The sequence below is a fragment of the Cyanobium sp. ATX-6F1 genome (assembly GCF_047395825.1).
Classification (GTDB): Bacteria; Cyanobacteriota; Cyanobacteriia; order PCC-6307; family Cyanobiaceae; genus ATX-6F1.
On record NZ_JBCEBF010000001.1, the window covers coordinates 1,621,806 to 1,645,204 of the forward strand.

General features: G+C 69.0%; 13 protein-coding genes, 1 tRNA gene and 14 pseudogenes. 13 read left to right on the forward strand and 15 right to left on the reverse strand.

Annotated features, from left to right (window positions below):
* The first annotated feature begins 85 nt into the window (after positions 1-85).
* Together mtnA and AAF143_RS09300 are read left to right on the forward strand one after the other, a co-directional pair.
* Positions 86-1,197: pseudogene (mtnA, locus tag AAF143_RS09295) on the forward strand (S-methyl-5-thioribose-1-phosphate isomerase).
* Positions 1,190-1,872 (forward strand): annotated as a pseudogene (locus AAF143_RS09300) (class II aldolase/adducin family protein). Before mtnA ends, AAF143_RS09300 begins: the two co-directional pseudogenes overlap by 8 nt.
* On the opposite strand, the gene AAF143_RS09305 reads toward AAF143_RS09300, so the two are convergent.
* The 5 genes and pseudogenes from AAF143_RS09305 to AAF143_RS09325 all read right to left on the reverse strand — a co-directional run bounded on the left by AAF143_RS09305 (position 1,869) and on the right by AAF143_RS09325 (position 6,414).
* A complete protein-coding gene (locus AAF143_RS09305) occupies positions 1,869-2,804 on the reverse strand; it encodes a sodium/glutamate symporter (RefSeq protein WP_414026841.1) in 936 nt (311 codons plus the stop codon). The pseudogene AAF143_RS09300 and the gene AAF143_RS09305 sit on opposite strands and share 4 nt — an antisense overlap.
* A complete protein-coding gene (locus AAF143_RS09310; protein WP_414026842.1) occupies positions 2,804-3,199 on the reverse strand; it encodes a hypothetical protein in 396 nt (131 codons plus the stop codon). The genes AAF143_RS09305 and AAF143_RS09310 overlap by 1 nt, the downstream gene beginning before the upstream one ends.
* Positions 3,196-3,516, reverse strand: coding sequence for a hypothetical protein (locus AAF143_RS09315; protein ID WP_414026843.1), 321 nt, complete (start codon positions 3,514-3,516; stop codon positions 3,196-3,198). The genes AAF143_RS09310 and AAF143_RS09315 overlap by 4 nt, the downstream gene beginning before the upstream one ends.
* On the reverse strand, positions 3,470-4,207 hold the full coding sequence (locus AAF143_RS09320) for a hypothetical protein (protein WP_414026845.1): 738 nt from the start codon (positions 4,205-4,207) through the stop codon (positions 3,470-3,472). Before AAF143_RS09320 ends, AAF143_RS09315 begins: the two co-directional genes overlap by 47 nt.
* Before the next feature lie 337 nt (positions 4,208-4,544).
* Positions 4,545-6,414: pseudogene (locus tag AAF143_RS09325) on the reverse strand (prolyl oligopeptidase family serine peptidase).
* Positions 6,415-6,614: 200 nt separating this feature from the next.
* Between AAF143_RS09325 and def the strand changes: the two are divergent.
* The 4 genes and pseudogenes from def to rpsU all read left to right on the forward strand — a co-directional run bounded on the left by def (position 6,615) and on the right by rpsU (position 8,390).
* Positions 6,615-7,255 (forward strand): annotated as a pseudogene (gene def / locus AAF143_RS09330) (peptide deformylase).
* A 9-nt stretch (positions 7,256-7,264) separates the two neighbouring features.
* On the forward strand, positions 7,265-7,462 hold the full coding sequence (locus AAF143_RS09335; protein WP_094561141.1) for a hypothetical protein: 198 nt from the start codon (positions 7,265-7,267) through the stop codon (positions 7,460-7,462).
* A 137-nt stretch (positions 7,463-7,599) separates the two neighbouring features.
* Positions 7,600-8,141, forward strand: a pseudogene (locus tag AAF143_RS09340) (DUF3747 domain-containing protein).
* A gap of 77 nt (positions 8,142-8,218) precedes the next feature.
* Positions 8,219-8,390 (forward strand): annotated as a pseudogene (gene rpsU, locus AAF143_RS09345) (30S ribosomal protein S21).
* A gap of 33 nt (positions 8,391-8,423) precedes the next feature.
* Here the strand turns inward: rpsU and AAF143_RS09350 are convergent.
* Together AAF143_RS09350 and AAF143_RS09355 are read right to left on the reverse strand one after the other, a co-directional pair.
* Entirely contained in the window at positions 8,424-8,822 is a 399-nt protein-coding gene (locus tag AAF143_RS09350) for a hypothetical protein (RefSeq protein WP_414026915.1), read from the reverse strand.
* Between the two features lie 39 nt (positions 8,823-8,861).
* Positions 8,862-9,945: pseudogene (locus tag AAF143_RS09355) on the reverse strand (YifB family Mg chelatase-like AAA ATPase); the annotation flags it as partial.
* Between the two features lie 125 nt (positions 9,946-10,070).
* Between AAF143_RS09355 and AAF143_RS09360 the strand changes: the two are divergent.
* From AAF143_RS09360 to AAF143_RS09370, 3 genes and pseudogenes are all read left to right on the forward strand, one after another.
* Positions 10,071-10,432 (forward strand): annotated as a pseudogene (locus AAF143_RS09360) (histidine triad nucleotide-binding protein).
* 39 nt (positions 10,433-10,471) lie between these two features.
* Positions 10,472-12,464, forward strand: a pseudogene (locus tag AAF143_RS09365) (ABC transporter ATP-binding protein/permease).
* Between the two features lie 4 nt (positions 12,465-12,468).
* Entirely contained in the window at positions 12,469-12,660 is a 192-nt protein-coding gene (locus AAF143_RS09370; RefSeq protein ID WP_094561144.1) for a chlorophyll a/b-binding protein, read from the forward strand.
* On the opposite strand, the gene AAF143_RS09375 is transcribed toward AAF143_RS09370, so the two are convergent.
* The 5 genes and pseudogenes from AAF143_RS09375 to psbX all read right to left on the reverse strand — a co-directional run bounded on the left by AAF143_RS09375 (position 12,661) and on the right by psbX (position 14,809).
* Positions 12,661-13,071, reverse strand: a complete 411-nt coding sequence (locus AAF143_RS09375) for a TolB family protein (RefSeq protein ID WP_414026846.1) — start codon at positions 13,069-13,071, stop codon at positions 12,661-12,663.
* A gap of 132 nt (positions 13,072-13,203) precedes the next feature.
* On the reverse strand, positions 13,204-13,380 hold the full coding sequence (locus AAF143_RS09380) for a hypothetical protein (RefSeq protein WP_414026848.1): 177 nt from the start codon (positions 13,378-13,380) through the stop codon (positions 13,204-13,206).
* A gap of 29 nt (positions 13,381-13,409) precedes the next feature.
* Positions 13,410-13,643 (reverse strand): hypothetical protein, encoded by a 234-nt coding sequence (locus AAF143_RS09385; RefSeq protein WP_414026849.1) that lies wholly within the window; start codon positions 13,641-13,643, stop codon positions 13,410-13,412.
* A gap of 98 nt (positions 13,644-13,741) precedes the next feature.
* Positions 13,742-14,633: pseudogene (locus AAF143_RS09390) on the reverse strand (Ycf66 family protein).
* 53 nt (positions 14,634-14,686) lie between these two features.
* Positions 14,687-14,809 carry a photosystem II reaction center X protein gene (psbX, locus tag AAF143_RS09395; protein ID WP_094561148.1) on the reverse strand — a complete coding sequence of 41 codons (123 nt, stop codon included), beginning with the start codon at positions 14,807-14,809 and terminating at the stop codon, positions 14,687-14,689.
* Between the two features lie 90 nt (positions 14,810-14,899).
* On the opposite strand from psbX, the gene AAF143_RS09400 reads away from it, so the two are divergent.
* Positions 14,900-15,244: a YggT family protein gene (locus AAF143_RS09400; protein ID WP_094561149.1), complete on the forward strand. Its 345-nt coding sequence runs from the start codon at positions 14,900-14,902 to the stop codon at positions 15,242-15,244.
* Positions 15,245-15,246: 2 nt separating this feature from the next.
* Here AAF143_RS09400 and accC read toward each other — a convergent pair.
* Positions 15,247-16,596: pseudogene (gene accC, locus AAF143_RS09405) on the reverse strand (acetyl-CoA carboxylase biotin carboxylase subunit).
* Positions 16,597-16,728: 132 nt separating this feature from the next.
* Here accC and AAF143_RS09410 point away from each other — a divergent pair.
* The 3 genes and pseudogenes from AAF143_RS09410 to msrB all read left to right on the forward strand — a co-directional run bounded on the left by AAF143_RS09410 (position 16,729) and on the right by msrB (position 18,577).
* A tRNA-Leu gene (locus tag AAF143_RS09410) sits at positions 16,729-16,810 on the forward strand.
* Positions 16,811-16,835: 25 nt separating this feature from the next.
* A pseudogene (locus AAF143_RS09415) lies at positions 16,836-18,105 on the forward strand (glycosyl transferase).
* A gap of 28 nt (positions 18,106-18,133) precedes the next feature.
* Positions 18,134-18,577 (forward strand): peptide-methionine (R)-S-oxide reductase MsrB, encoded by a 444-nt coding sequence (gene msrB, locus AAF143_RS09420; RefSeq protein ID WP_094561152.1) that lies wholly within the window; start codon positions 18,134-18,136, stop codon positions 18,575-18,577.
* 34 nt (positions 18,578-18,611) lie between these two features.
* Here the strand turns inward: msrB and AAF143_RS09425 are convergent.
* Positions 18,612-19,573: pseudogene (locus AAF143_RS09425) on the reverse strand (PRC-barrel domain-containing protein).
* A 149-nt stretch (positions 19,574-19,722) separates the two neighbouring features.
* Positions 19,723-23,329, reverse strand: a pseudogene (gene smc / locus AAF143_RS09430) (chromosome segregation protein SMC).
* Positions 23,330-23,399: the final 70 nt, after the last annotated feature.

The following is a 23,399-nucleotide window of genomic DNA, read 5'->3' on the forward strand; positions in this document are numbered from 1 at the left end:
GATTTCCAGAGGCTTCAACCTTGGATCGTGTTGGGCCGCCTGCGCTTCTCCAGGGGATGATCAGATCACCTGGCACACGCGCCCCATGAACATCGATGGCAAGCCCTGGCGCACGATCTGGCTTGAGCCTGATGGCGGCCCAGGGGGCGACGCGGTGGGCGTGATCGATCAGACGCTGCTGCCGCACCAGTTCACAACGCGCAGCCTGCGCAGCTGCCAGGAGGCGGCCGGGCGATCCGCACGATGGTGGTGCGTGGGGCGCCTCTTATTGGCGTGACTGGTGCCTACGGGTTGATGCTGGCCCTGCAGCTGGATCCGAGCGACGCCGCGCTGGCGGCGGCGTTTGAGCAGCTCAATGCCACGCGGCCCACGGCGATCAACCTGCGCTGGGCGTTGGAGCGGGTGCGGGCCAAGGTGCAGCCATTGCCGCCGGCCGAGCGGGCCGAGGCGGCCAAGGCGGAGGCCGCGGCGATCGCCGATGAAGACGTGGCGATGTGCGAGGCCATCGGCGATCACGGCCTGGCCATCGTCCAGCAGCTGGCGGCCCGCAAGCCCGGCGCCACGCTCCAGGTGCTCACCCACTGCAATGCCGGCTGGCTGGCGACGGTGGACTGGGGCACGGCCTTGGCTCCCATCTACAAGGCCCACCGCGCTGGGCTCAACATCCACGTGTGGGTCGATGAGACCCGCCCCCGCAACCAGGGCGCCAGCCTTACGGCCTTTGAGCTGGGCAAGGAGGGCGTGCCCCACACCGTGATCGTCGACAACGCCGGCGGTCACCTGATGCAGCACGGCCAGGTGGATGCGGTGATCGTGGGCACCGACCGCACCACCCGCCGCGGCGACGTGTGCAACAAGATCGGCACCTACCTCAAGGCCCTCGCCGCCTACGACAACGGTGTGCCCTTTTACGTGGCCCTGCCCGCCTCCACCATTGACTGGACGATCGATGACGGCGTGGCCGAGATCCCGATCGAGGCCCGCAACGCCGAGGAGGTGACCCAGATCCAGGGCCGCATCAGCACCGGCTCCGCCGCCGGGGAGATCGCCCAGGTGCAGCTGAGCCCCAATGGCAGCCCTGGCTTCAACCCGGCCTTCGATGTGACCCCCGCTCGGTTGGTGACAGGCCTGATCACCGAGCGGGGTGTGGCCGAGGCCAGTGAGGCGGGGCTACGGGAGCTCTACGGCCGTGGCTGAGTTGAACACCGAAGACCAAGCCCGCCAGGACCTGCTGGCGGCCACGCGGCGCCTGAGCAGTACCGGGCTCAATTCCGGTACCGCCGGCAACCTCTCGGTGCGGATCGAGGGCGGCCTGCTGATCACCCCCAGCTCCGTCCCCCTGAGCAGATGGGGCCTGAGGATCTGGTGGCGATCGACCACCAAGGTCAGCCCCTGGCGGGCCGGGCGACGGTGCCTGGCCGCAGCCCCTCCTCCGAGTGGCGCCTGCATGCCGATCTGCTGGGCCAGCGGCCGGAGATCCAGGCCGTGGTGCATTGCCATTCGATCCACGCCACGGCGCTGGCCTGCCATGGCCGCGGCATCCCACCCTTCCACTACATGGTGGTGCAGGCCGGCGGGCCCGACATCCGCTGCGGCGGCTATGCCACCTTCGGCAGCCAGGCACTCTCGGATCTGGCGGGGCAGGCCCTGGAGCACCGCCAGGCGTGTCTGCTGGCGCACCACGGCCAGGTGACCCTGGGCGCCACGCTGGCGCAGGCCCTGGCCCTGGCGATCGAGGTGGAAACCCTGGCGCAGATGTATCTGGCGGCGCTGCAGCTGGGCGAGCCGCCGCTCCTGAGCGAAGCCGAAATGGGACGGGTGGCCGAGCAGATGCGCTTGCGCCACTACGGGGCCCTCGGAGCTGCGGGTTAGCCCTGGGCTTGTTTCCGCATCGCCAGCCCCAGTCCCAGGGCCGCCAGCGTCAGCAGGGCCGCCAGGGCGGTCCAGAGCGGTAGGCCCAGGCTCACCAGGGCAATGGGTGCGAGGGCGGTCACCAGCCCGCCACCCAGAAAGGGCTCAAACACCAGCTGCTTGAACGAAAACGCTTCCAGCACGCCGCTGCGGCCGTAGGGATCGGCCATGCGCAGCAGCAGCAGCCCTGTGGCGGTCACGCCGGTGCCCTGGCCGAAATCCGCCAGGCCCCGCTCAAACCAGGCATCGGCAAACAGCCGCGGTGCCAGCCACCAGAACACCGCCAGGTTCCAGGTAAGCCCGAGCAGCGCCAGCACCACAAACGGCAGCCAGGCCTCCTCCAGTAGCGGCAGGTTGAGGCTGGCCATCGCGGCGGTGATCAGCAGATCCATGGCCAGGGCGCCCAGGCTGTGTTGCAGTGGCGCACTGGCCAGCTGGGGTTTGCCGGCCCGCTGCAGCAGCAGCTGCACGATCAGCCCGCCCACCATCGCCAGCGGAAACAGCGGCAAGGCCTTCAGTAGCGGCCAGCTGGCCACCAGCGCCTCCTTGAGCAGCACCCCCAGCCCCACCGCCGCGCCGATCAGGGCCAGGTTCACGGTGAGTGCATCGATCGTGGGCGAAGGGCCAGCCGGTAGCAGCGGCCGGCGGACAGCCTCTTCCTCGAGGGCCAGGTCGGCCGAAGCCCCCGACGCGCCCGTGCTCACCAGCCAGCGCCGCCGCCGGCCGATCACCACCAAGGTGCTGCCGAGCAGCACCGCTGCCAACACGCCCACGGTGGCCATGGCCAGCCCCAGGGCCTCGCCACTGGCCAGGCCCAGCTCGGCAAAGCTCGGCCCCATGCCGGCGGCGGTGCCATGGCCGCCCTCGAAGCCCACCTCGATCAGGCAGGCCATCAGCGGGTTGGTGCCCAGCAGCGGCCTCGAGCACCAGCAGCAACGCCAAGCCCCCCACCAGGTATTGGCCGAGAGCCCAGCACCATGCCTAAGGCCACCTGGCTGGCGCTGCGCTGCCACAGCTGCCGCGGGCTGGGCAGGGCCTGGCCCAGAAACAACGTGGCAAACACCACCGTGATCAGCACGCCCGGCGTCTGGCTCCACACCGCAGTCACCCGCTCGGGAAACAGCCGCAGTGGGCTGAAGGGCCCGATCGCCAGCCCCAGCAGGCCGGCGATGAGGGCTTCCGGCAGGCCCAGCCGCTGCAGGATCCGCAGCCGCTGGCGCAGAGCCGTGGCCAGCAGCAGCAACAGGCTCAGGGCCGCGAAGGCCAGCAGCACATCAAACAATTTCATGGCCGGCCCGCTCCCAATGCCAGCGCCAGGCCGCCCCAGAGCACCGTGAGCCCTAGGCACACCCCGCCCCATAGCGGCAAGCCCCAGCTGTGCAGCGCCAGGGGTGCCGCCACCGTGACCACGCCGCCGGCCAGCACCGGCTGCAGCAGCAGCTGCTTGATTGAAAAGGCCGGGATCGCCTCACTGCGGCCATCGGGGTCGGCCATGCCCAGCAGCAGCAGGCCACTGGCCGCCACACCGGTGGCCTGGCCGAATTCGATCACCGCCCGCTCAAACCAGCCCGCCGGCAGGATCCGCGGCGCCAGCACCAGGATCACCAGCAGGTTCCAGGCCAGCCCAAAACCGCTGAGCACCAGCAGCGGCAGCCAGTTGGCCCGCAGCAGCGGCAGGTTGAGCCCGGCGGTGGCCGCCGCAATCAGCAGGTCGGTGGCCAGGGCGCCCAGGCCGTTCTGCAGGGCCGGCATGGCCAGCTCGGCCCGGTCGCTGCGTTCCAGCGCCAAGCGCACCAGCAGCGAGACCCGCCAGGGCCAGGGGATACACCGGCAACGCATCGATCACGGTGCGCAGCACGCCACCGGTGGGTTCGGCCAGCCGCTCCAGCCCTGCCAGCAGCACCACGCCGATGCCCACGGCGATGCCCACCAGAGCCAGGTTGGTGGCCAGCTGGCGCAGGCGCTCCGCCCAGCTGGGGCCTGCCGCCACCGCAGCCGCGGTGGGCTCGGGCAGCACACACAGCGGTGCGCCGGCCTCGGCGGCCAGCAGCCAGCCCTGCCCCTGAGCCAACACCACCAGCAGGCCGCCCACCACGGTGGAGCTGAGCAGCCCCACCGTGGCCATGGCCAGGCCTAGGTCGGTGCCGCCGGCAAAGCCCAGATCGGCGTAGATCGGCCCCATCACCGCGGCACTGCCGTGGCCGCCTTCGAAGCCCACCTCGATCAGGCAGGCCATCAGCGGATCGGCCCCCAGCCAGGGGCCCAGCACCAGCAGCACCGCCACGGCGCCCACCAAGTATTGGCCGGAAGCCCAGCGTCAGGCCCAGCAGGGTCTGGGCGGCCGCCGGCTTCCACAATTTGGCCAGATCCGGCAGGGGCCGGCCCAGCATCAAGGTGCCAAACACAAAGGTGAGCAGCACCATCGGCAACCGCGCCCACAGCGTTTCCACCGGAGCCGGCAGCACCGGCCAGGGGCCATAGGGGCCCAGCAGCAGCCCCAGCACGCCGGCCACCAGCGCTGCCGGCAGGCCGATCCGCTGCAGCCCCAGGGCCGGACCGATCGCCCGTCCCAGCGCCACCAGCCCCCAGCACCGCCATTGCCAGGGCCAGCAGCAGGGGGCCGTGCAGGGCGCTCATCGCTGGAAGTGGCGACGGAAGAACGCCTCCGTGGCCTCGAGCACCTGGATCCGCACGCTGCCGCTGCGGAAGCCGTGGCCCTCGCCGGCAAAGCGGTGCACCTCCACCGGGATGCCGTTCGCCTCCAGTGCCGCCGCCATGCGCTCGGTCTGCTCGGGCGGCACCACCTGGTCGTCGAGACCCTGGAAAAAGACCACCGGGCAGCGGATCTGATCGGCGTGGGCCAGGGGTGAGCGGGCTTCGTAGGCGGCGCGCGCTTCGGGCCAGGGGCTGATCAGGCCATCGAGATAACGGGCTTCAAAGCGATGGCTCTCGCTCGCCAACGCGCTGGGGTCGGTGACGCCGTAGCGGCTCGCGCCGGCGCGAAAAACGTCTGTGAAGCAGAGGGCGGCCAGGGCGGTGAAGCCGCCGGCACTGCCGCCTTCGATGGCGATGCGCGCAGGGCTGGCTTGCCCCGCCGCCACCAGGGCCTGGGCGGCGGCGGCGCAATCGGCCACATCCACCACGCCCCACTGGCCATCGAGCCGCTCGCGGTAAGCCCGCCCGAAGCCGGTGGAGCCGCCGTAGTTCACATCCACCACGCCCCAGCCGCGCGACGTCCAGAATTGAATCCCCAGGCTCAGGCCCCGCCGCGCCATGGCGGTGGGCCCGCTGTGGCCCTTCACCAGCAGGGGCGCCTCGGCGTGGGCGCCGTCGGCCGGGGGATAAAACCAGGCGTGGGTGGGCGCCCCGCCGTGGCCGGCAAACCAGAGTGGCTCGGGTTGGCTGATCGCCTCAGGCTGCAGCGGGCAGGGGGCCACCGGCGTGTGACGCCAAACGCCTGTGTCGAGTTTCAGCTCCAGCAGCCCCTCCGGACTGGTGGGGTTGCTGGCGAGTGCCACCAGCGTCCCGGCTCTCGGCGCTCAGGCCGGCCAGATCGTCGAAGGGCTGGTCCAGGGGCTCCCAGGCGGCCGGCGTGCCCACCCGGTCTGGGGTCAGATGCACCCGCCCAAGCTGCCAAGCCCCCTCCTGAGCGGCCGCGGCGATCAGCTGCTGGCCGTCCCAGGCGGTGGTGCGCATGCCATACACCCACTGGGGCATGGCGAATTCGGCCTCCAGCGGTAGCAGGGGCTGCCAGGCGCCGCTGGCGGTGTCGAGTCGCTGCAGGTTCCACCAGCCCGAGGCGTCGCTGGCCACCACCAGCTCGCTGGGACTGATCCAGAGGGGCTGAAACACCGAGATCGCTGCGGCGTCGGTGTCAGTGTCGGTGTCAGTGGCGTTGGGGCCGGAGCCGGCCACCGGCCGGGGCTCCTCCAGCGTGCCGTCGTCATTCACCGCTGCAAGCCATAGCTGGCTGCGCTGCCAGGGCATGAACGGCTGCTGCCACTCCACCCAGGCCAGCTGGCCGCCATCAGGGCTGAGAGCGGCGTAGCCGCAGAAGTCGGCCGGCTGATGCAACCGCTGCGGCTCGCCGCCGGCCAGGGGCACCGCCACCAGCTGGTCGCGGCCCTCGGCTTCCATCACGCCGAGCCAGCGCCGGCGGGGAGCATCGATCAGTCCATCGGCGAAGGCCCGTGGCCCAGGGGTGGTGAGCCGCCGCGGGGCGCCGGGCAGATTCAGGTGCCAGAGGCAGCGGTCGCTGTCGTCGACGAACACCAGATCGTTGCCCCCAACGGCATAGACACCGCCGCCGTATTCGTGAACCCGACTGCGCAGGTTGTGGGGGCTCGGGGTGAGCTCGACCGCGACCCCGCCCGCCGCCGGCCGCAGCATCAAGGTGGTGCGGCCCTGCTCCTGGGGGCGTTGTTCCAGCCACAGCAGCCGCCCATCGCGGAGCAGCGGTTCCTTGAGGCTGGGGGTGCGTCCCTCCACCAGCGCCGCGGCCAAGGGTTCAGAGCGGCGTGTGCGGGTCACGGCAGTGCTCAACGTGGTGCTCGAGGTTGGGTTCAACGGAGCTGAGCGGGGGAGCGTTTGAGGCTGTGTTTGAAAAGCGTTTGACAGAGCGTTTCACAGGGCGTTTCACAGGGCTTGCCGGCCAGGGCCCACCAGGCGTTCAGCCAGGGACTCCGGCCGGCCGCCTTAGGATGATGTGCAACGTTTTAAGTATCCCGTTGGCCCGCAGTTCCGCCGGCAGCTTTGCCCAGATGGCTCGCTCCGCCGTGCAGGCCACCCGCAGTGTTCAGGTGCCCAAGGTGGCTCTCGATGAGCTCCCCTCACCATCCACACCCTTGGCGATGCAGTGCTCCGCACCCCTGCTAAGCGCATCAGCAAGGTGGATGAGAGTGTGCGGGATCTGGCCCGCGACATGCTGCGCAGCATGTACAGCGCCCACGGCATTGGCCTGGCCGCCCCCCAGGTGGGGGTGCACAAGCAGCTGCTTGTGATCGATCTGGATCCCGAAAATGCCGCCACGCCGCCGATGGTGCTGATCAACCCGGAGATCGGCTCCTTCGGGGCCGCCATCGAGACCTATGAGGAGGGCTGCCTGAGCATCCCCGGGGTCTATCTCAACGTGGTGCGTCCGGCTGCCGTTGAGGTCAGCTACCGCGACGAGATGGGCCGGCCCCAACGGGTCAAGGCCGATGGCCTGTTGGCTCGCTGCATCCAGCACGAGATGGATCACCTCAATGGGGTGCTGTTCGTCGATCGGGTCACCGATGAGCTCAGCCTCAATGAGGGCCTTCAGGAGAAGGGCTTCCAGCGTGCCGACGTCCACTCCATTCGCTAACCACGACCCATGCCGATGAAACCGCTGGCTGGCCTGTTCCTGGCCTTGGCGTGCCTGCTGGGAATTGCTTCAACCGGGTCGGTGTTTGAGCTGGCCTATGGCGATCCCGACCTTGGGGTGTCCACCACCCGTTGGATCCTGGGCATGAGCCTGCCGGGCACCGTGGTGGCGCTGGTGCTGGCCATCCGTATCAACAAGCCGGCTTAGCTCTGGCCGGCCGCTTTGCATACGATTGCGTTCACCAAGTTCCCGGATGCCGTGATGCGATTGCCAGTTCTGCGCGCCCGTTCGCTCCCTTGGCTGCCTGTGCGGCTGTGCTGAGTGCTGGCAGCGTCAGTCCGGCGATGGCCAGCGCCTTGTTTGAGGCGGTCGACCTGAGTCAGGAGCGCTTCGTGCTGGTGGCGGCGCCGATCGGGGATGGCACCCGCGCCCAGCTCAACATCTACGAACAGCTCAAGCCCACTCGCCCCTGTTTTGTGGTTGCTCCCGGGGCGCCTGCGGCCGTCGAACCCCTGTTGGCCACATTTGATTTCAGCGGGATCTGCAGCCGCTTCATCGACGCCAATGGCTACTCGGTGCGGGTTGGGGGCGACGATCTGGCCGCCAGCTATCGGCTCCAGTGGTGCGCCAGAGCAACGACAACGTTCTTCTGGCCTTCCCTACCAAGGTCGGCGCGGGGCCAGAAATGGTGGTAGCCCGGACCCAGGGTCCAGGCACCGGTTTCCTGCAGCTGGTGTTTGAACCAGGCTGGCAGCTCAAGCGCCGGGCCTATGGCGGCCGAGCCCTTGGCCACGTGTACATCTACCGCGAAGCCTGGCCCGAGGCCCTGACTCAGCAGGCTGCTCCCTCCGCCCGCCCGGCTTCTGGTGGTGCCGCTGGCGACTGAGTCTGGCCTGTGCCTCGAGCGGGCCCTGGGACAAGCGGTTGCTACATTGGCCAACTCTGTGAGCAATGCAGCGCTTCATGACCCAGGTCACTGTCGGCGAAAACGAAGGGATTGAATCGGCCCTCCGCCGCTTCAAGCGCCAGGTGTCCAAGGCGGGCATCTTTGCCGACCTCAAGCTGTCTGCGGCACCACGAGACCCCCGTTGAGAAGTACAAGCGCAAGGCCCAGCAGCGCCGCCGCCGCCGCTGATTGGCGCGGAGCCGGAGCAGCCCCCTCTCTCGATCAATGCCCCTGGTCAAAGGAGCGGTAGGTCAGCGCTCTGGCAATGGCCTCTGCGCTGATCCGCTCTTGTTCGGCCAGGTCGCTGATTGTTTGGGCGACCCGCAACAGCCGCGCTCCGGCGCGCGCGCTCAGCTGCCGCTGCTGAAGAGCGCCTTCCCAGAGGTTTAAGGCCTCGCTGTCGAGCTGCACCACCTGCTCCAATTGCCCTCCGGGGATGCGGCTGTTGGTGCAGCCCAAGGGGTTGCGGCTGGACATCTGCAAGCGGGCTCGTTGCACCCGTGCCCGCACGACGGCCGTTGATTCGGCCTTGGCATCGGTCGTCTTGCCGGCTGCCGGGCCTTCAGTGCCCCCCTGGCTGCGGAAGGGGGCGGTGAGGGCTTCGCTGGATGGCCGGCGCATCACCACCTGGAGATCAATACGATCCAGCAGCGGCCCGGATAGCCGGCCCCAGTAGCGCCGCCGCTGCCCTTCGCCGCAGGTGCAGCTGCGTTCCGGATCCCCAAACCAGCCGCAGGGGCAGGGTTGGCGGCGGCCACCAGGGTGATCCGGCAGGGGAAGCGGGTGCGTTGGCGGGCGCGGTGGATCCACACCTCTCCGTCTTCTAAGGGCTGGCGCAGTTGGTCGAGCACTGCCCGCCGAAATTCGGCCAGCTCATCGAGAAACAGCACCCCATGGTGGGCGAGGGCCAGTTCCCCAGGCCGGGGCTGGGCGCCGCCGCCGATCAGCCCCGGGGCGGAGCAGCTGTGGTGGGGGCTTCGAAAGGGGCGGGTTTGCAGCAGGCCCTGGCTGCTGTCCAACAATCCTGCCACCGAGTGGATCGCCGTCAGCTCGAGGGCTTCTGTGGGATCGAGGGCGGCAGCAGCCGGGTAAGGCGCTGGGCCAGCATCGTTTTGCCGCTGCCAGGCGGGCCGCAGAGCAGCAGATGGTGCCCTCCGGCAGCAGCGATCTCCAGGGCACGGCGCCCATGGGCCTGTCCCTTGACGTCGGCGAGATCCTTGGCCGCCGGCTCGGGCGAGGCCAGCTGGCGGGTGGAGGATCCTTTGCAGGCTTGATTGGGGGCTTTGGGGTGCTGCAGCCGCCAGAGCACTTGGCCCAGATCGCTCGCCCCCCACACCTGCAGCCCCTCCACGAGGGCGGCCTCCCAGGCATTGGCCTCTGGCACCACAAGGGCCCTGGCGCCATGCTGGCGGGCCGCGATGGCGATGGCGAGAACACCCCGGATTGGGCGCAGCGCTCCGTCGAGGCCCAGCTCTGCAGCACTCCACACCCCATCGCAGCAGGCCTCGCCCAGCTGGCCACTGGCCAGCAGCAGCCCCAGGGCAATCGGCAGGTCGAAGCCGGGCCCCTCTTTGCGCAGGTCGGCTGGGGCCAGGTTCACCACCACCCGCGTCAGGGGCACCTTCAGGCCGCTGTGGCGCAGGGCGGAGCGCACCCGCTCCCGGGCCTCCTGCACCGCTGCGTCGGCCAGGCCCACCAGCTGCAGGCCCGGCAATCCCGGGGCGAGATCCACCTCCACCAGCACGGGTCTGGCGTCCAGCTCCTCGCAGAGACGCGGTCTTGCACCGTGCCAACATCACGCCTTCGGCCACTACAGCGTTAGTGCCCGAGCTGTCTCACCCCGACCACTCCGCGACGCCCCCTGCAGCGATGGCCAGCTCCGCCGATCCGGCCCCGACTGACACGATCTTTGCGCGCATCCTGCGCGGTGAGATCCCTTGTGATCAGGTGTATGCCGACGAGCACTGTCTGGCCTTTCGCGATGTGGCCCCCAGGCCCCGGTGCATGTGCTGGTGATCCCCCGCGAGCCCATCACCCAGCTGTCTGAGGCTTCGGAGGAGCATGAGCTGTTGTTGGGCCATTTGTTGCTGGTGGCCGCGCGGGTGGCGCGCCAGGAGGGGCTGGAGTCGTTCCGCACCGTGATTAACAGTGGCGCCGAGGCGGGTCAAACCGTGTTTCACCTGCACGTGCACGTGATGGGTGGGCGTCCCCTGGCCTGGCCGCCGGGCTAGCTGCCGGCCCAGCCACGATGCTCTGATCTGATCCGCTCCATGAATCCCTTCAAGGCCCTTCGCGTTCAGCTGGCCAAGCTGCAACGCCTGGCCCAGCCCTACTTCCTGCCGGTGGACGACAGCCAGGGCTGGCAGTTTTTGCTGCTTGTGGTGGCCTTGCTCGCCGTGGTGGTCGGCAGCACCCTGCTGCTGCTGACCGGTGTGTTGGCCCTGAGCGGGGCCCTGATCCCTCGAGCTGCGCAGCCGTTTCCTGCCGCGGGTGCCCGAGCAGGTGGCCGCCATTTGGCGCAGCCCGATCGGCCCGCTGGTGATGGTGCTGCTGGCCGGGGGCCTGGGCTGTTTTGTGGCCCTGCGCAGCAAGTTGCGCCAGGGGCGCTGGCTGCCGTGGCTGCTGATGGGGGTGATCACCTTGCTGATCCTGGTGATCAATGGCATCAATGTGGGCATTAGCTTTATTGCTCGCAACATTGAAAATGCTCTGGTTGCTTATAACGCAGAAGAATTCTGGAAGATCGTTGCTATCTACGCCTTCTGCCTGGTTTTAGCCTTGCCGATCCGGGCGATTCAGAGCTATCTGATCCCGAAGCTCGGCCTGCTATGGCGGGAATGGTTGAGTGGGCGTCTGCTGGGCCGCTATATGTCCAACCGTGCCTACTACGTTCTCAACCCGAATGACGAATCGCTGGAGGAAATCGACAACCCTGATCAACGGATTTCCCAGGACACGGCAAGCTTCACTGGTACGAGTCTGAGTGTCACCGTTGAGATCATCTCGGCGCTGTTGACCTTCGTTAGTTTCATCATCGTGCTCTGGACCATCAGCGACCAGTTGGCGCTGGTGCTGTTGGTTTACTCCGTGGGTGGTACGGCCCTGATTGTGTTTGCAAGCCGCAAGCTGGTGAACCTGAACTATCAGCAGCTCAAGCTTGAGGCCGACTTTCGCTACGGGCTTGTCCACATTCGTGACAATGCCGAGTCGATTGCCTTCTATCGCGGTGAACAGCAGGAAGCCCGGGAGGCGGAGCGCCGGCTGGGTGGAGCGATTCGCAACTACGACCGCCTGATCATCTGGGAAGCGCTGATCAGTGTGATCCAGCGCTCCTACGACTACTTCTCCCGTTTTCTGCCCTGGCTGGTGATCGCGCCGATTTATTTCGCCAAGGAGGTGGATTTCGGTGTGTTTGGCCAGGCCAGCATCGCCTTCAGTCAGGTGCTGTTTTCGGTCAGCTACATCGTCAATAACATCGATCGACTGGCCGCGTTCTCCGCTTCGATCAGCCGTCTGGAGGGCTTCCAGGGCAAGGTGGATTCCATCGGCACGGAAGCAGCGGCCCTGGCGGTGCAGCTCGCCGCCACCAGCCGCGGTCGCGACGACGGCACGATCCTGGTGAGCCACGTGGATCTGGTGCCGCCTCGCACCAACCGCACCCTGATCCGTGATCTGAGCCCTCGAAGTGGATCGCCACCAGCGCCTGTTGGTGGTGGGGCCTTCTGGTTGCGGCAAAACCTCCTTCCTTCGCATGGTGAGCGGGCTGTGGCCGCCGGCGGCCGGCCGGGTGGAGCGGCCCAACGAAGGGGAGCTGCTGTTCATCCCCCAGAAGCCCTACATGCTGCTGGGCAGCCTGCGGGAACAGCTCTGTTACCCCCTGCAGCCGGATCGGTTCAGCGACGACCAGCTGCGCCACGTGCTCGAGCAGGTGCGGCTGCCCGACCTGGTGCAGCGCTATCCCGATCTCGACATCATTCAGGACTGGCCCCGGCTGCTGTCCCTGGGCGAGCAGCAGCGCCTGGCCTTCGCCCGGCTGCTGCTCAATTCCCCCGGTTTGTGGTGCTCGATGAGGCCACCAGTGCCCTGGATGTGGCCACCGAGCGTCACCTCTACGCCCTGCTAGCCGAGCGCGACATGGCCTTTGTGAGCGTGGGACACCGCCCCACCCTCACCGCCTTCCACGACACCGTGCTGGAGCTGGATGGCTGTGGCAATTGGCGCCTGTTGCCCGCGGCCGGCTATGACGTTGGCCGCCACGCCTGATCCGATGCCTGATGCGACCCCGGCCACCAGTGCCACCACCACCAGTGCTACCACCCAAGACGTGCCGGCCTTTGGCTGGAGTGGCTACGCCGAGCGGGTCAATGGCCGCTTCGCCATGGTGGGTTTTGCGGCTGTGCTGCTGATCGAAGCCCTCAGCGGCGACACCTTCCTGCGCTGGGCTGGCCTGATCCCCTGATCAGGGAATCTGCACCAGGTCCACCTGCCAGAGGCCGCCCCGGCTCACCTGCACGGCGAGTTGGCGGCCATCCGCTTGGAGCTGCACCTGGCGGGGAACGCCGCTCGGCACCATGGCGATGGGCTGCAGGCTCTGCAGTGAGCGCCGGTAGAGCACCAACTCGGTGCGTCCTTCGAGCTGCCGCACCAGGGCGATCCGCTCCCCGGCCGCATCGATGCTGACACTCACCGGTTGGGCATCGGCCCGGTTGAGCCCTGGCACGGGCACGGGCTGCTGGCGCTCGAGATCCAGCAGCTGCACCTGTTCACGCCCGCCCCGACCGCTGATCAGGGCGAGCCAGCGTCCCGACAGAGCTGGATCGCGGTTGGCGCCCAGGGCTTCGATCCGGCCGTTGAGCGGCCCGATCGGCATGGGCACTGGGCCCAGGCAGCCAGCCAGCAGTAGGGCGAGCACGGTGGTGGGCAGAGCGATTTCATCGGGGTGTATCCAGCCCGCCGCCTTGGAGGGCGATGCCGCCGGGTAGGTCGGGCTCCAGCAGGTTGCTCAGGTCAAACAGCTGCACCCGCCACTGGCCTCCTTGGGCCACCTGCACGGCCAGCCGGCGCCCTCCGGCGCCAGGCTGAGCCGCACGGCGGTGCGATCGGCGGGCAAGGGCAGCCGATGCAGGGCCCCGGTGGCCCGGTCTTCGATCAGCGGCAGCCGCTGGTTGCCCTGCTGCACCAGGGCGGCGACATAGCGCCCGTTCCAACTCAGCGAGGGGAGCTGTGGGGCTGGTGATTCTGGAAGTGGCGCAGCTGCACAACCCGCCCGCTGGGCTGCTCCTGCAGCAGCAGCGTGGCGCGACCGCCGCGCTCCACCACAGAGGCCAGCCAGCGTCCCTGGCCACTGAGGGCAGGCTCCTGGCGGCTGGTGGCGCTGAGCACCCCGGCGGGTCCGGCGTTGCGGCGTGGCAACCAAGCCCCGGCGTCACAGCCTGCCAGCACACACATCAGGCCAGCCGCCAGTCCAGAAGTCAGCTGCTGCCGCAGCGTGATGGAGGAGGGCCGAGTTGGCCCAGGCCGACGGTTCGCAGCGGAGGCGGTCAGTCGTCGAAGCGGGAGCTGTTGTCCCGCGGGCGGGGCTCGGCACTGGTGGGGGCTTCACCGGGGTGAAGTCGGCGTCGCTGATGGACTCAGCCTTGCTGATCGGCGAACCCTGGGGCACACCAGCAGGCCCACGGGACGGAGGGGCCATGGAGGGACCAGCGCCTTCGGGGCTGGTGGGGCGTCGGGTTGAGCGGGGCATCGCCTCGCTGGCGGCCACCGGTCGGCTGCCGCGCCGGGGCTCAGCAGCACCGTCGCGTTCGCGCCGGCGGGCACCAAAATCAGCAGCAGGGCGCGTGGTGCTGCCGGCGGCGCTGTAGCGGCTGCGGTCAGGGCGGTCTGCGCTTTCGCCGGCCTGGGCCTGGGGGGCCCAATCATCCTGGGCGGAGCGACGGCTGGCGGCCCGTTCGGGGATGGCGGCCCGGCTGGGGCGGCGGGCCCGGTAGAAGTCGTCGTCGTCGGACTCATCCTCGCGGGTAGGAATGCGCCGGCGTAGCGGTTGGGGCTCATCGAAGCGATCCACGTCGCTCTCGCCCCAGGGGCGTCCACCCATGCGCGGGCGATAGGGGCCTGGCGCCGGCACCGGCTCGTCGTCGTCGAAGTAGGACGAGCGCCGGGCCTGCTCAGTGGTCACCCCCGCAGCCGCACGCTCTCGTAGGCGAAGAAGACGGTGGTGCCGGCGAGCAGAAACTGGCCGAACTGCAGAATCGGATCGAGGCGCCATCCCTGGAAAAACAGGATGCCGCCACAAAGCAGGCCCACCGCGGCGAAGAAGACGTCGTAGTCGCGTGCGAGGGCGGGCTTGAAGCTGCGCATGAAGTAGAGCAGCGCACCGCCTACCGCCAGCACGATGCCCACGATGCTGGCCCAATTCAGGCTGGCATTAACCACGGTGTTTCACCCGTCGGACCGTTGCGCCACTGTAGGCAGCCAGGCCAGGGGGATCAGAGCTTGCGATCGAGGCGGTCGTTCTGGCTGATCAACACCAGGGCGATGGTGATCGGCACCACCACGATCACTGCACCCGCAACGAGGCTGCTCAGGAAGTTGGCGAGGGAAGGCGTCATGGCGGGGCCAGCTCTCAGGCATCAAGCGTCGCGAAATCCTAAGCAGTGGCGGCGGCTTCCTACGCTGCAGGCCCAGCTGCTTAGAGCTTTGTGACGGCCCTGCCACCCACGTCCCCGTCCTGGTTGCCGGTGCTGTCAGGGCTGCACCTGGTTTTGGGGTTGGGGCTGGCGCTCTGGACCCTGCTGTTTCTGTTCCGGATTGTGCTCACCTGGTACCCCCAGGTGGATCTGAGCCGCGGTGCGATGCGGCTGGTCGGCGCCCCGACCGAGCCCGTGCTGGCTGCCACGCGGCGCCTCATCCAGCCGATTGGCGGGGTGGATGTCACCCCGGTGGTGTGGGTAGGCCTGCTGAGCCTGGTGCGCGAGCTGTTGGTGGGCCAGCAGGGATTGGTCAGCCAGGTGCTGATGCGGGCCCAGGCCGGTTTGGTCGGCTGAGTTCAGGCCGGGGGCAGCATCTCCTGCTCAACAAATTTGGTGTGCACGTCGCCGGCCAGAAATTCTGGCCGGTCCAGCAGCTGCAGGTGGAACTCGATCGTGGTGGGAATGCCGGTGACGGCGCACTCGGAGAGGGCCCGCCGCAGCCGCTTGAGGGCGTGTTCGCGATCCGTACCCCACACGATCACCTTGCCGATTAGCGAGTCGTAGAAGGGCGGAATCTCGTAGCCCGTGTACACGTGGCTATCGACCCGCACGCCGGGGCCGCCGGGGGGAGCCAGCCGGTGATTTTGCCGGGGGCTGGGCGGAAGTTTTGGCGGGGGTCTTCGGCGTTGATGCGCACTTCGATGGCGTGGCCGCAGAGCTTGATCTGCTCCTGGGTCACGGAGATCGGTTCGCCGCCGGCGATGCGCAGCTGCTCGGCGATCAGGTCGACCCCGGTGACCATTTCGGTGACCGGGTGCTCCACCTGGATGCGGGTGTTCATCTCCATGAAGTAGAAGGCGCCGCTGCGGTCCACCAGGAATTCCACGGTGCCGGCGCCCTCGTAGCCGATGGTGCGGGCGGCGGCCACGGCGGCCTCGCCCATCTGGCGGCGCAGGTCGGCGTTGATGGCCACGCTTGGGGCCTCTTCCAGCAACTTCTGGTGGCGGCGCTGGATCGAGCAGTCGCGCTCGCCAAGGTGCACCACGTTGCCGTGGCGATCGGCCAGCACCTGCACTTCCACGTGCCGGGGCCGGTCGATGAACTTCTCCATATAGAGCCCCGGGTTGCCAAAGGCTGCTTCGGCTTCGCCCTGGGCGGCCTTGAACAGGCTCTCGAGTTGCTCGGGCCCGGGCACCAGGCGCATGCCCCGGCCGCCGCCGCCGGCGGTGGCCTTGATCATCACCGGGTAGCCCATCTCAGCCGCCAGCCGGCGGGCCTCGTCCACGCTCTGCAACAGCCCTTCGCTGCCGGGGATGGTGGGCACGCCCACCAGCTGCATGGTGGCTTTGGCCGTGGACTTGTCGCCCATCGAGCGGATCGCCTCCGGCGACGGGCCCACGAAGGTGAGGCCGTGGTCGGCGCAGATCTCGGCGAAGCGGTCGTTTTCGGCCAGGAAGCCGTAGCCGGTGGATGGCGTCGGCACCTCTGGAGGTGGCCGCCGCCAGAATGTTGGGGATGTTGAGGTAGCTCTTGCTGCTGGGCGCCTCGCCCACGCACACCGCTTCATCAGCGAGCTGCACGTGCAGCGCGTTCTTGTCCACCGTGCTGTAAACCGCCACGGTGGGGATGCTGAGCTCCCGGCAGGTGCGCAGGATCCTCAGGGCAATTTCGCCACGGTTGGCGATCAGCAACTTGCCGATGGACATCCGCGACGACTCAGCAGAACCAGGCCAATGCGGACTGTATCAGTGCTGCTAGAGCCCGCTTTCCAGGGGGTTCCCGGAGGGGCAATGGGTATATTGCTCGGACCGGAGCGCCTCCAGCGATCCGTACCACATGCGGATGTGGTGGAATTGGTAGACACGCACGTTTGAGGGGCGTGTGGCTTCGGCCTTACGAGTTCAAGTCTCGTCATCCGCATTTCTTTTTCCGGCTCTCCCAGCTGATGCATCCGGCACCGGTGTCGATCGTGCTGGTGAGCAACGGGCCCGGTGAGCTCTCCACCTGGGTACGACCCCTGGCCCTGCGCCTGCAGCGCTTGATGCCGCTGCGGCCGGCCGTTGCTGGAGCCGCCTGCAGCTTGCAGCTCGTGCTGGTGCCCTGCCCGAATGGCACCGGCCGGGAACATCACGCCGCCGGAAGCTGGGGGCTGTTCGAGCGCATCGTGCCGGCTCGGCAGTTTTGGGAGCTGTTGCTGCAACCCCGGCGCTTCGGCCCCTGGAGCCGTCAGGGGGTGGTGGTGTTTTTAGGGGGGATCAGTTCTGGACGGTGCTGCTCTCGGCGCGCCTCGGCTACCGGCACCTCACCTATGCCGAATGGGTGGCCCGATGGCCCGGATGGAACGATCGGATTGCGGCGATGGGGCCCCTGGCGGCCGGTCGGCTGGCGCCGCGCTGGGCCGAGCGCTGCACGGTGGTCGGCGATCTGATGGCTGATCTGTCGGAGTCGGCCCGCAGCGATGCGCCGCTTCCCGAGGGCGAGTGGGTCGCCCTGCTGCCGGGCTCCAAGCGGGCCAAATTGCGTGTGGGCGTGCCGTTCCTGCTGGAGACGGCCGATCGCCTGGCGGCGCTACGACCGGACTGCCGTTTCCTGTTGCCCCTGGCCCCCACCACCAGCGTGGAGGATTTGCTCGCCCAGGCCGGTGCGGCCAATCCGATCGCCCGGGCCTACCGATCCGGGGTGCCCCGGCTGCTGGGTGCCGATCTACTGGAGACGCAGGCCGGCACCCGCCTGCAGCTGGTGCTTGAAAATCCAGCCCACAGTGCCCTGAGCCAATGCGCCCTGGCCCTGACCACCGTGGGGGCCAACACGGCGGAACTGGCGGCGCTGGGGGTGCCGATGTTGGTGCTGGTGCCCACCCAGCACCTGCACGTGATGCAGGCCTGGGATGGCTTGGCCGGCCTGCTGGGGCGCCTGCCGCTGCTGCGTTGGCTGTTTGGGGTGCTGCTCACGGCCTGGCGACTGCGGCACCGGGGTTTTCTGGCCTCCCCCAACATTGCCGCCGGCCGCATGCTGGTGCCCGAGCGGGTGGGGGGATCACGCCGGAGGGCATTGCCGCTGAGGCCGCCGACTGGCTGGCGGCACCCGAACGCCTGGAGGGCATGAGGGCCGATCTGCGCAGCCTGCGCGGCCAGCCCGGGGCGGTGGCCAGCCTGGCGGCCCTGGTGCAGGAACTGCTGCCCCCTGACGCGAGGGGCCCCGGCCCAGGTGCCTAGGGTTGCCACCAGCGTTCTGATCGTTCCTATGGCTGATGCCGCCAGCACCCCCGACCCTTCGGCCTGCGGCCTCGACAGCGGCCTGGCCCGCGGGGCCAGCGAGGAGCAGTGGCGCCAGAAGCTCACCCCCGAGCAGTTTCGGATTGCGCGCCAGGGCGGCACCGAGCGGGCCTTCACCGGTGCCTACTGGAACAACAAGGGCAACGGGATGTACCACTGCATCTGCTGCGATGCCGAGCTCTACAGCAGTGCCACCAAGTTTGATTCCGGCACGGGCTGGCCCAGCTTCTGGGATGGGGTGAAGCCGGGGGCCATCAGCACCCACACCGATAGCTCCCACGGCATGGTGCGTACCGAAATCCGCTGCGCCAACTGTGACGCCCACCTCGGTCACGTGTTCAATGATGGGCCGGCCCCCACAGGCCAGCGCCACTGTGTCAACTCAGCGTCGCTGGCATTCCGCGAGCGCTGAGCGGCGGCTGAGGGGCACGATTCAGCGCAGCCCCTCACCAGGGGTCGGCCAGGTCCTCGGCGTCCACGTCCAGCGGTTCGCGCGTAGGCGTGGGGGCTGGACGACGTTCCGGTTGACGGGCCTCCAGGGGCCGCCTCTCCACGGGGCGGGGCTCGGAGGCGCGGATTTCTGGGGCGATGGGTTCGGGCTCGAGCGGCCGCCGGCGCTCCTCATATCGGGGCTCCTCATATCGGGGTTCTTCGTATCGGGGTTGCTCGTAGCGGGACTCCTCCTCATCGAGGTAGCGGCGCTGGCGCAGCGGCTCCCGTTGACGCTGGGCATCGAGCTCGACGTAATCAAGCTCCTCTTCGGGCTCCATGGCCCGGCTGGTGGCCGGCTGGATGCGGCGTTGTTCCTGCACCGCCGGCTGACCCGGGGCTAACTGGTTTTCCACCGGCACCATGCCGCTGCGGTAGCGCTCCCGCTCCTCCTGCTCCCAGCTGGGCCCGCCGATGCCGAGCTTCTCGAGCAGGCCGGAGCCCAGTTGCTTGAGCTTGTCTTCGGCGCCCTCGTAAACAATGATTCGATCGGGACCGCTGCTGACGATCTCCTCGACCGTGAGCTCCCAGGTGCTCAGCACGCCCTCGCCGAGCAGGGGCACCCCCAGGGCGCCGATCACCAGGGTGGCCAGCTCGCCGGTTTCGATGTCGAAGCTGAAGCCGAGCACCCGTCCCAGCTGGTCGCCCGCCTCGGTGATCACCTGGCAGTTGATCACCTTGCCGTAGCGGTCGGGGTTGAAACCCTCCGCCAGCGAATCGGCAGAATCCACCAGGATCACGTCGCCCACCTGGCGAATCCGATCGAGGGGCATCCAGCGCGGCAGGCCCGGCAAGAAACGGGTGAGCGGGTTGTCACGCAGGCCCAGCGCCACCACCTCGCGCCGGTCGATGTCCACCACCACCTCACCCACCACCCCAGCCGCCGGCCGGTGTCGCGGGTGATCACCTGGGTGCCCATCAGCTCGGAGCGCAACCAGAGGCGATCGCTCGGCGCGGCTGCTCCGAGATCAGCAGAGGGGGAATGGAGGAGGTCAATGAAAGGGTCGTGCCCGTGGCCCAGTCGGCCCATTGTGGCCCACCTGGCTCGACGGGGAAGGGGGCGGTGGCTCAGGCGGCGGGCGGTAACCCGACCACCTGGGTGTGGGCGCCCCGTGCCTGGGTGACCCCGATGGTGCGGGTAGCGGCGGCGATCATCGGGCGCCGGTGGCTCACCACCATGAACTGGGCCTGGTCGGCTTGGCTGGCGATCAGGGCGGCGAGCCGCTCCACGTTGACCCCATCGAGGAAGCTGTCCACCTCGTCGAGGGCATAGAAGGGCGACGGGCGGAAGCGCTGCAGGGCAAACAGGAAGCTCAGGGCGGTGAGGATTTCTCGCCGCCGCTCATGGCATTGAGGCGCCGCACCGCCTTGCCCTTGGGGTGGGCCACCAGGGTAAGGCCGCCCTCCAGGGGAGCCTCGGGGTTTTCCAGCTGCAGATGGCCTTCGCCGTCGGAGAGACCCGCGAAAATCGTGCGGAAGTGGCCATCCACCGCCGTGAAGGCCTCCAGGAAGGCTTCCTGGCGCAGGGTCGCCACGGTTTCGATGCGCAGCAGCAGCTCTTCCCGCTCCTTGCTGAGCACCTCCAGCCGCTCCTCCAGCTCCGCCAGCCGGGTTTCGAGTTGCTCCAGCTCCTCGAGGGCCAGCATGTTCACCGGTTCGAGGGCCTCCATCCGCGCCTGCAGGCTGCGGAGCTCGGTCTGCAGAGCCTCCAGCCCGGCTTCGCGCACCTCCTCGGGGATCTCCGGCAGGGGATCGGGCAGCTCCCGCTCCAATTGGGCGAGGCGCAGTTGGTCGCCGCGCAGCTGCTCTGCCAGCGACTCCAGCTCCTCGCCCAGGCGCTGCACCTCCCACTGCCGCTGTTGCAGGGCCTGGCGCTGGGCTGCCAGCTGGGCTTCGGCCGCATCGCGGGCCCGGCGCCGCTCGCCGAAACGGGTCTGTAGCTCCTGTTGCTGGGCTTCGAGGGTGCTGCGGCGCTCCTGGTCGGCCTGGTGCTGTTCCTTCCAGCGGGCCCGCTCTGCCACCAGCGCGTTGACGGCGCTCACCAGCCGCTGCTCATCGGCCGCGAGGGCCTCGAGCTGGTTGCGCAGCCGCTCGGCGGCGAGGGCCCGTTCGCGGCGGGCGGCCAGGAGTTCATCGCGTTGGCGCCGGGCGGCAGCCAGGGCGGCGTCGGCGGCTTCCAGTTCGCTCTGCAGCCCCTGCCAGCGGGCGGCATCGCCGGAGGCCTGCACCGCGGCTTCCGGCCTGCTCGAGGGCGGCGCGTTGCTGCTGCAGGGGGATGAGCAGCGCCTCCAGCTCCTGCTGGCGTTGCAGATCCGCATGCAGGGTGGCCTGGAGCTGGCTGAGGCGGCTACCGAGTTGCTGCTGGCGTTGCAGCTGGGGGGCCAGGGTGCGCTGGGCGGCGCTGCGCTCGGCCTCGAGGGCCGCCTGCCGTTGCTGGTGCTGCAGCAGCTGGGGGCGCAGGGCCTCGAGCCGCTGGCCCAGCTCGGCCTCCTTGCGGCGGCAGGCCAGCAGGCTCTCGCCCAGCTCCAGCAACCGCTGGCGCAGGGGAGCGGCCTCGTCGCCCTCCTGGGCGCGGCCGAAGCTGAGCTGGCCGCCGCGCTGCTGCAGGCTGCCGCCGGTCATGGCGCCGCTCTTTTCCAGCAATTCGCCATCGAGGGTCACGGCCCGGCAGCTGCCCAGCTCGCGGCGGGCGTTGGCCAGGCTGTCGAACACCAGGGTGTCGCCGAAGACGTAGCGGAACACCTCGGCATAGACGGGCTCGTGACGTACCAGATCCACCGCCTTGCCGATCAGTCCGGTGCCGCCGGCCCCAGCGCCGCCCCGCTGCAGTGCCGCTCCTGAGCTGGCACCGCCGCCGGAGCCCCCCGGATCTTGTTGAGCGGCAGGAAGGTGAGCCGGCCAGCCCGGCGGGTTTTGAGCAGCTCGATCGCCCGGGCGGCGATGCGGTCGTCGTCGACTACCACCTGGCCCAGCCGCCCGCCAGCGGCCACTTCCAGCGCCAGGCGCACCCGCTCCTCCACCTCGCCCAGCTGGGCCACGGGCCCGTGAATGCCGTCGAGGCCGGCCTCCAGCAACACCCGCAGGGCGCCGGTGCCGCGGCTTTCCTGCAGGGTTTCGCGGCGGCTGTCGAGCCGGGCGATCTCCCGCTCCAGCTGGGCTTGCTCCTGCTCCAAGCGACTGCGGGTGCGCTGCTGCAGGGCCAGGGCTTCGGCCAGCTCCTGCACCTGCTGCTGCTCCTGACGGGTGGCCTCCAGCACCTGCTGCCAGGCGCTCTCGGTGGCCTCCAGCTGCTGTTGGCCGCTGCGATGGCTGAGGCCCTCCTGCTGCTCCTCCTTCTGCAGTTCGGCCAGCCGCTCCTGGTGCTGCCGCAGCCGCTCCTGCAGCTGCTGGCGCTCCGCTTCCAGGGGCCCAGCTGGTCGGCCAGTTGCTGGCGGGCCAGGCTGCGCTGCTGCTGCTCCTCCATCCAGCTGCCGGAGCGGCCCGCCACCTCGCCCAGGCGGCGGCGGGAAAGTTCCACGGCGGCTTCGGCGCTGCGGCAGGTCGCCTCGGCGGCATCGAGTTCGGCCTGGTCGGCGCTGTCGTCGAGGGCCTGTTGTTGCTCGCGCAGGTCGCCCTGGCTGTGGGCCCGCTCCTGGCGTTGGCGCTGCAGGGCTTCGGCGTCGAGCTGGTGTTTCTCGGCCTGGCGGGCCAGTTCGCGGCCGCTGGCCTCCAGACCCGCCAACTCGGCCTGCACGGCCAGGAGCTGGTCTTCGCCGAGGGCCTTCACCTCAGCCTGAAGCTGCTCGAGGGCGGTGGCGGCGGCGGTCAGTGCCTCCTCACCGGTTGCAATCGCTTCCCGCTCGCTCAGCTGCTGGGCGGTGAGGGTTTCGCGGCGGCGTAGCAGGGCCGCCAGGCCAGTCTGGGCGGCTTCGAAGGCCAGCACCTGCTCCTGCAGCCGGCCGCTGTGGTGGCGCTGGCGCAGGTCTTGGTAGGTGCGGGCTTTGGCGCAGTCGCGCTCCAATTTCTGGCGGGAGCTGAGCAGCTCCTGCTGCACGATCGCGCAGCGCTCCTGGCGCTCCTGTACCTCGTCGAGCTTGCCGCGGGTCTGTTCGATGCGGCTGTCGAACAGGGCCACGCCGGCCAGCTCATCGATGATCCCGCGCCGGTCGCGGGCGCTCATCGAGACGATTCGGGTCACGTCGCCCTGCATCACGACGTTGCTGCCCTCCGGGTCCACCCGCAGGCGCCGCAGCTGGCTCTGCAGTTGCTGCAGGTTGCAGGGCACGCCATCGGCGCTGAAGCTGCTGGCGTAGGTGCCGCCCGGCGCCACCCGCAGGCGCCGGCTCACGGTCCATTCGGTTTGCCCGGGCTTGATCCAGGGGCCCTCCTCGGGCGGCTCCAGCCCCGTTTCCGCCTCATCGGGCTGCCATTCGCTGAGGTCGAAGCGCACGCTCACCGACGTTTCGGCGGCCTTGCCCGCGCGCAACATGGCGCTGTTGATCAGGTCGGGCAGGCGGTCGGCGCGCATGCCGCGGCTGCTGGCCAGGCCGAGGCAGAACAGCACCGCATCCAAAATGTTGCTCTTGCCGGAGCCGTTCGGCCCGGTCACCACCGTGAATCCTTCTTCCAGCGGGATCGTCATCGACCCGCCAAAGGACTTGAAATGGGTGAGCTCGACCTGATTGATGTGAACCAACAGGCCCGTGCGCCGAGCAGCAGAAATGTAGCGGAGGGTTTCGAAAGCTCAACCCCTCCTTAGCTTGAGG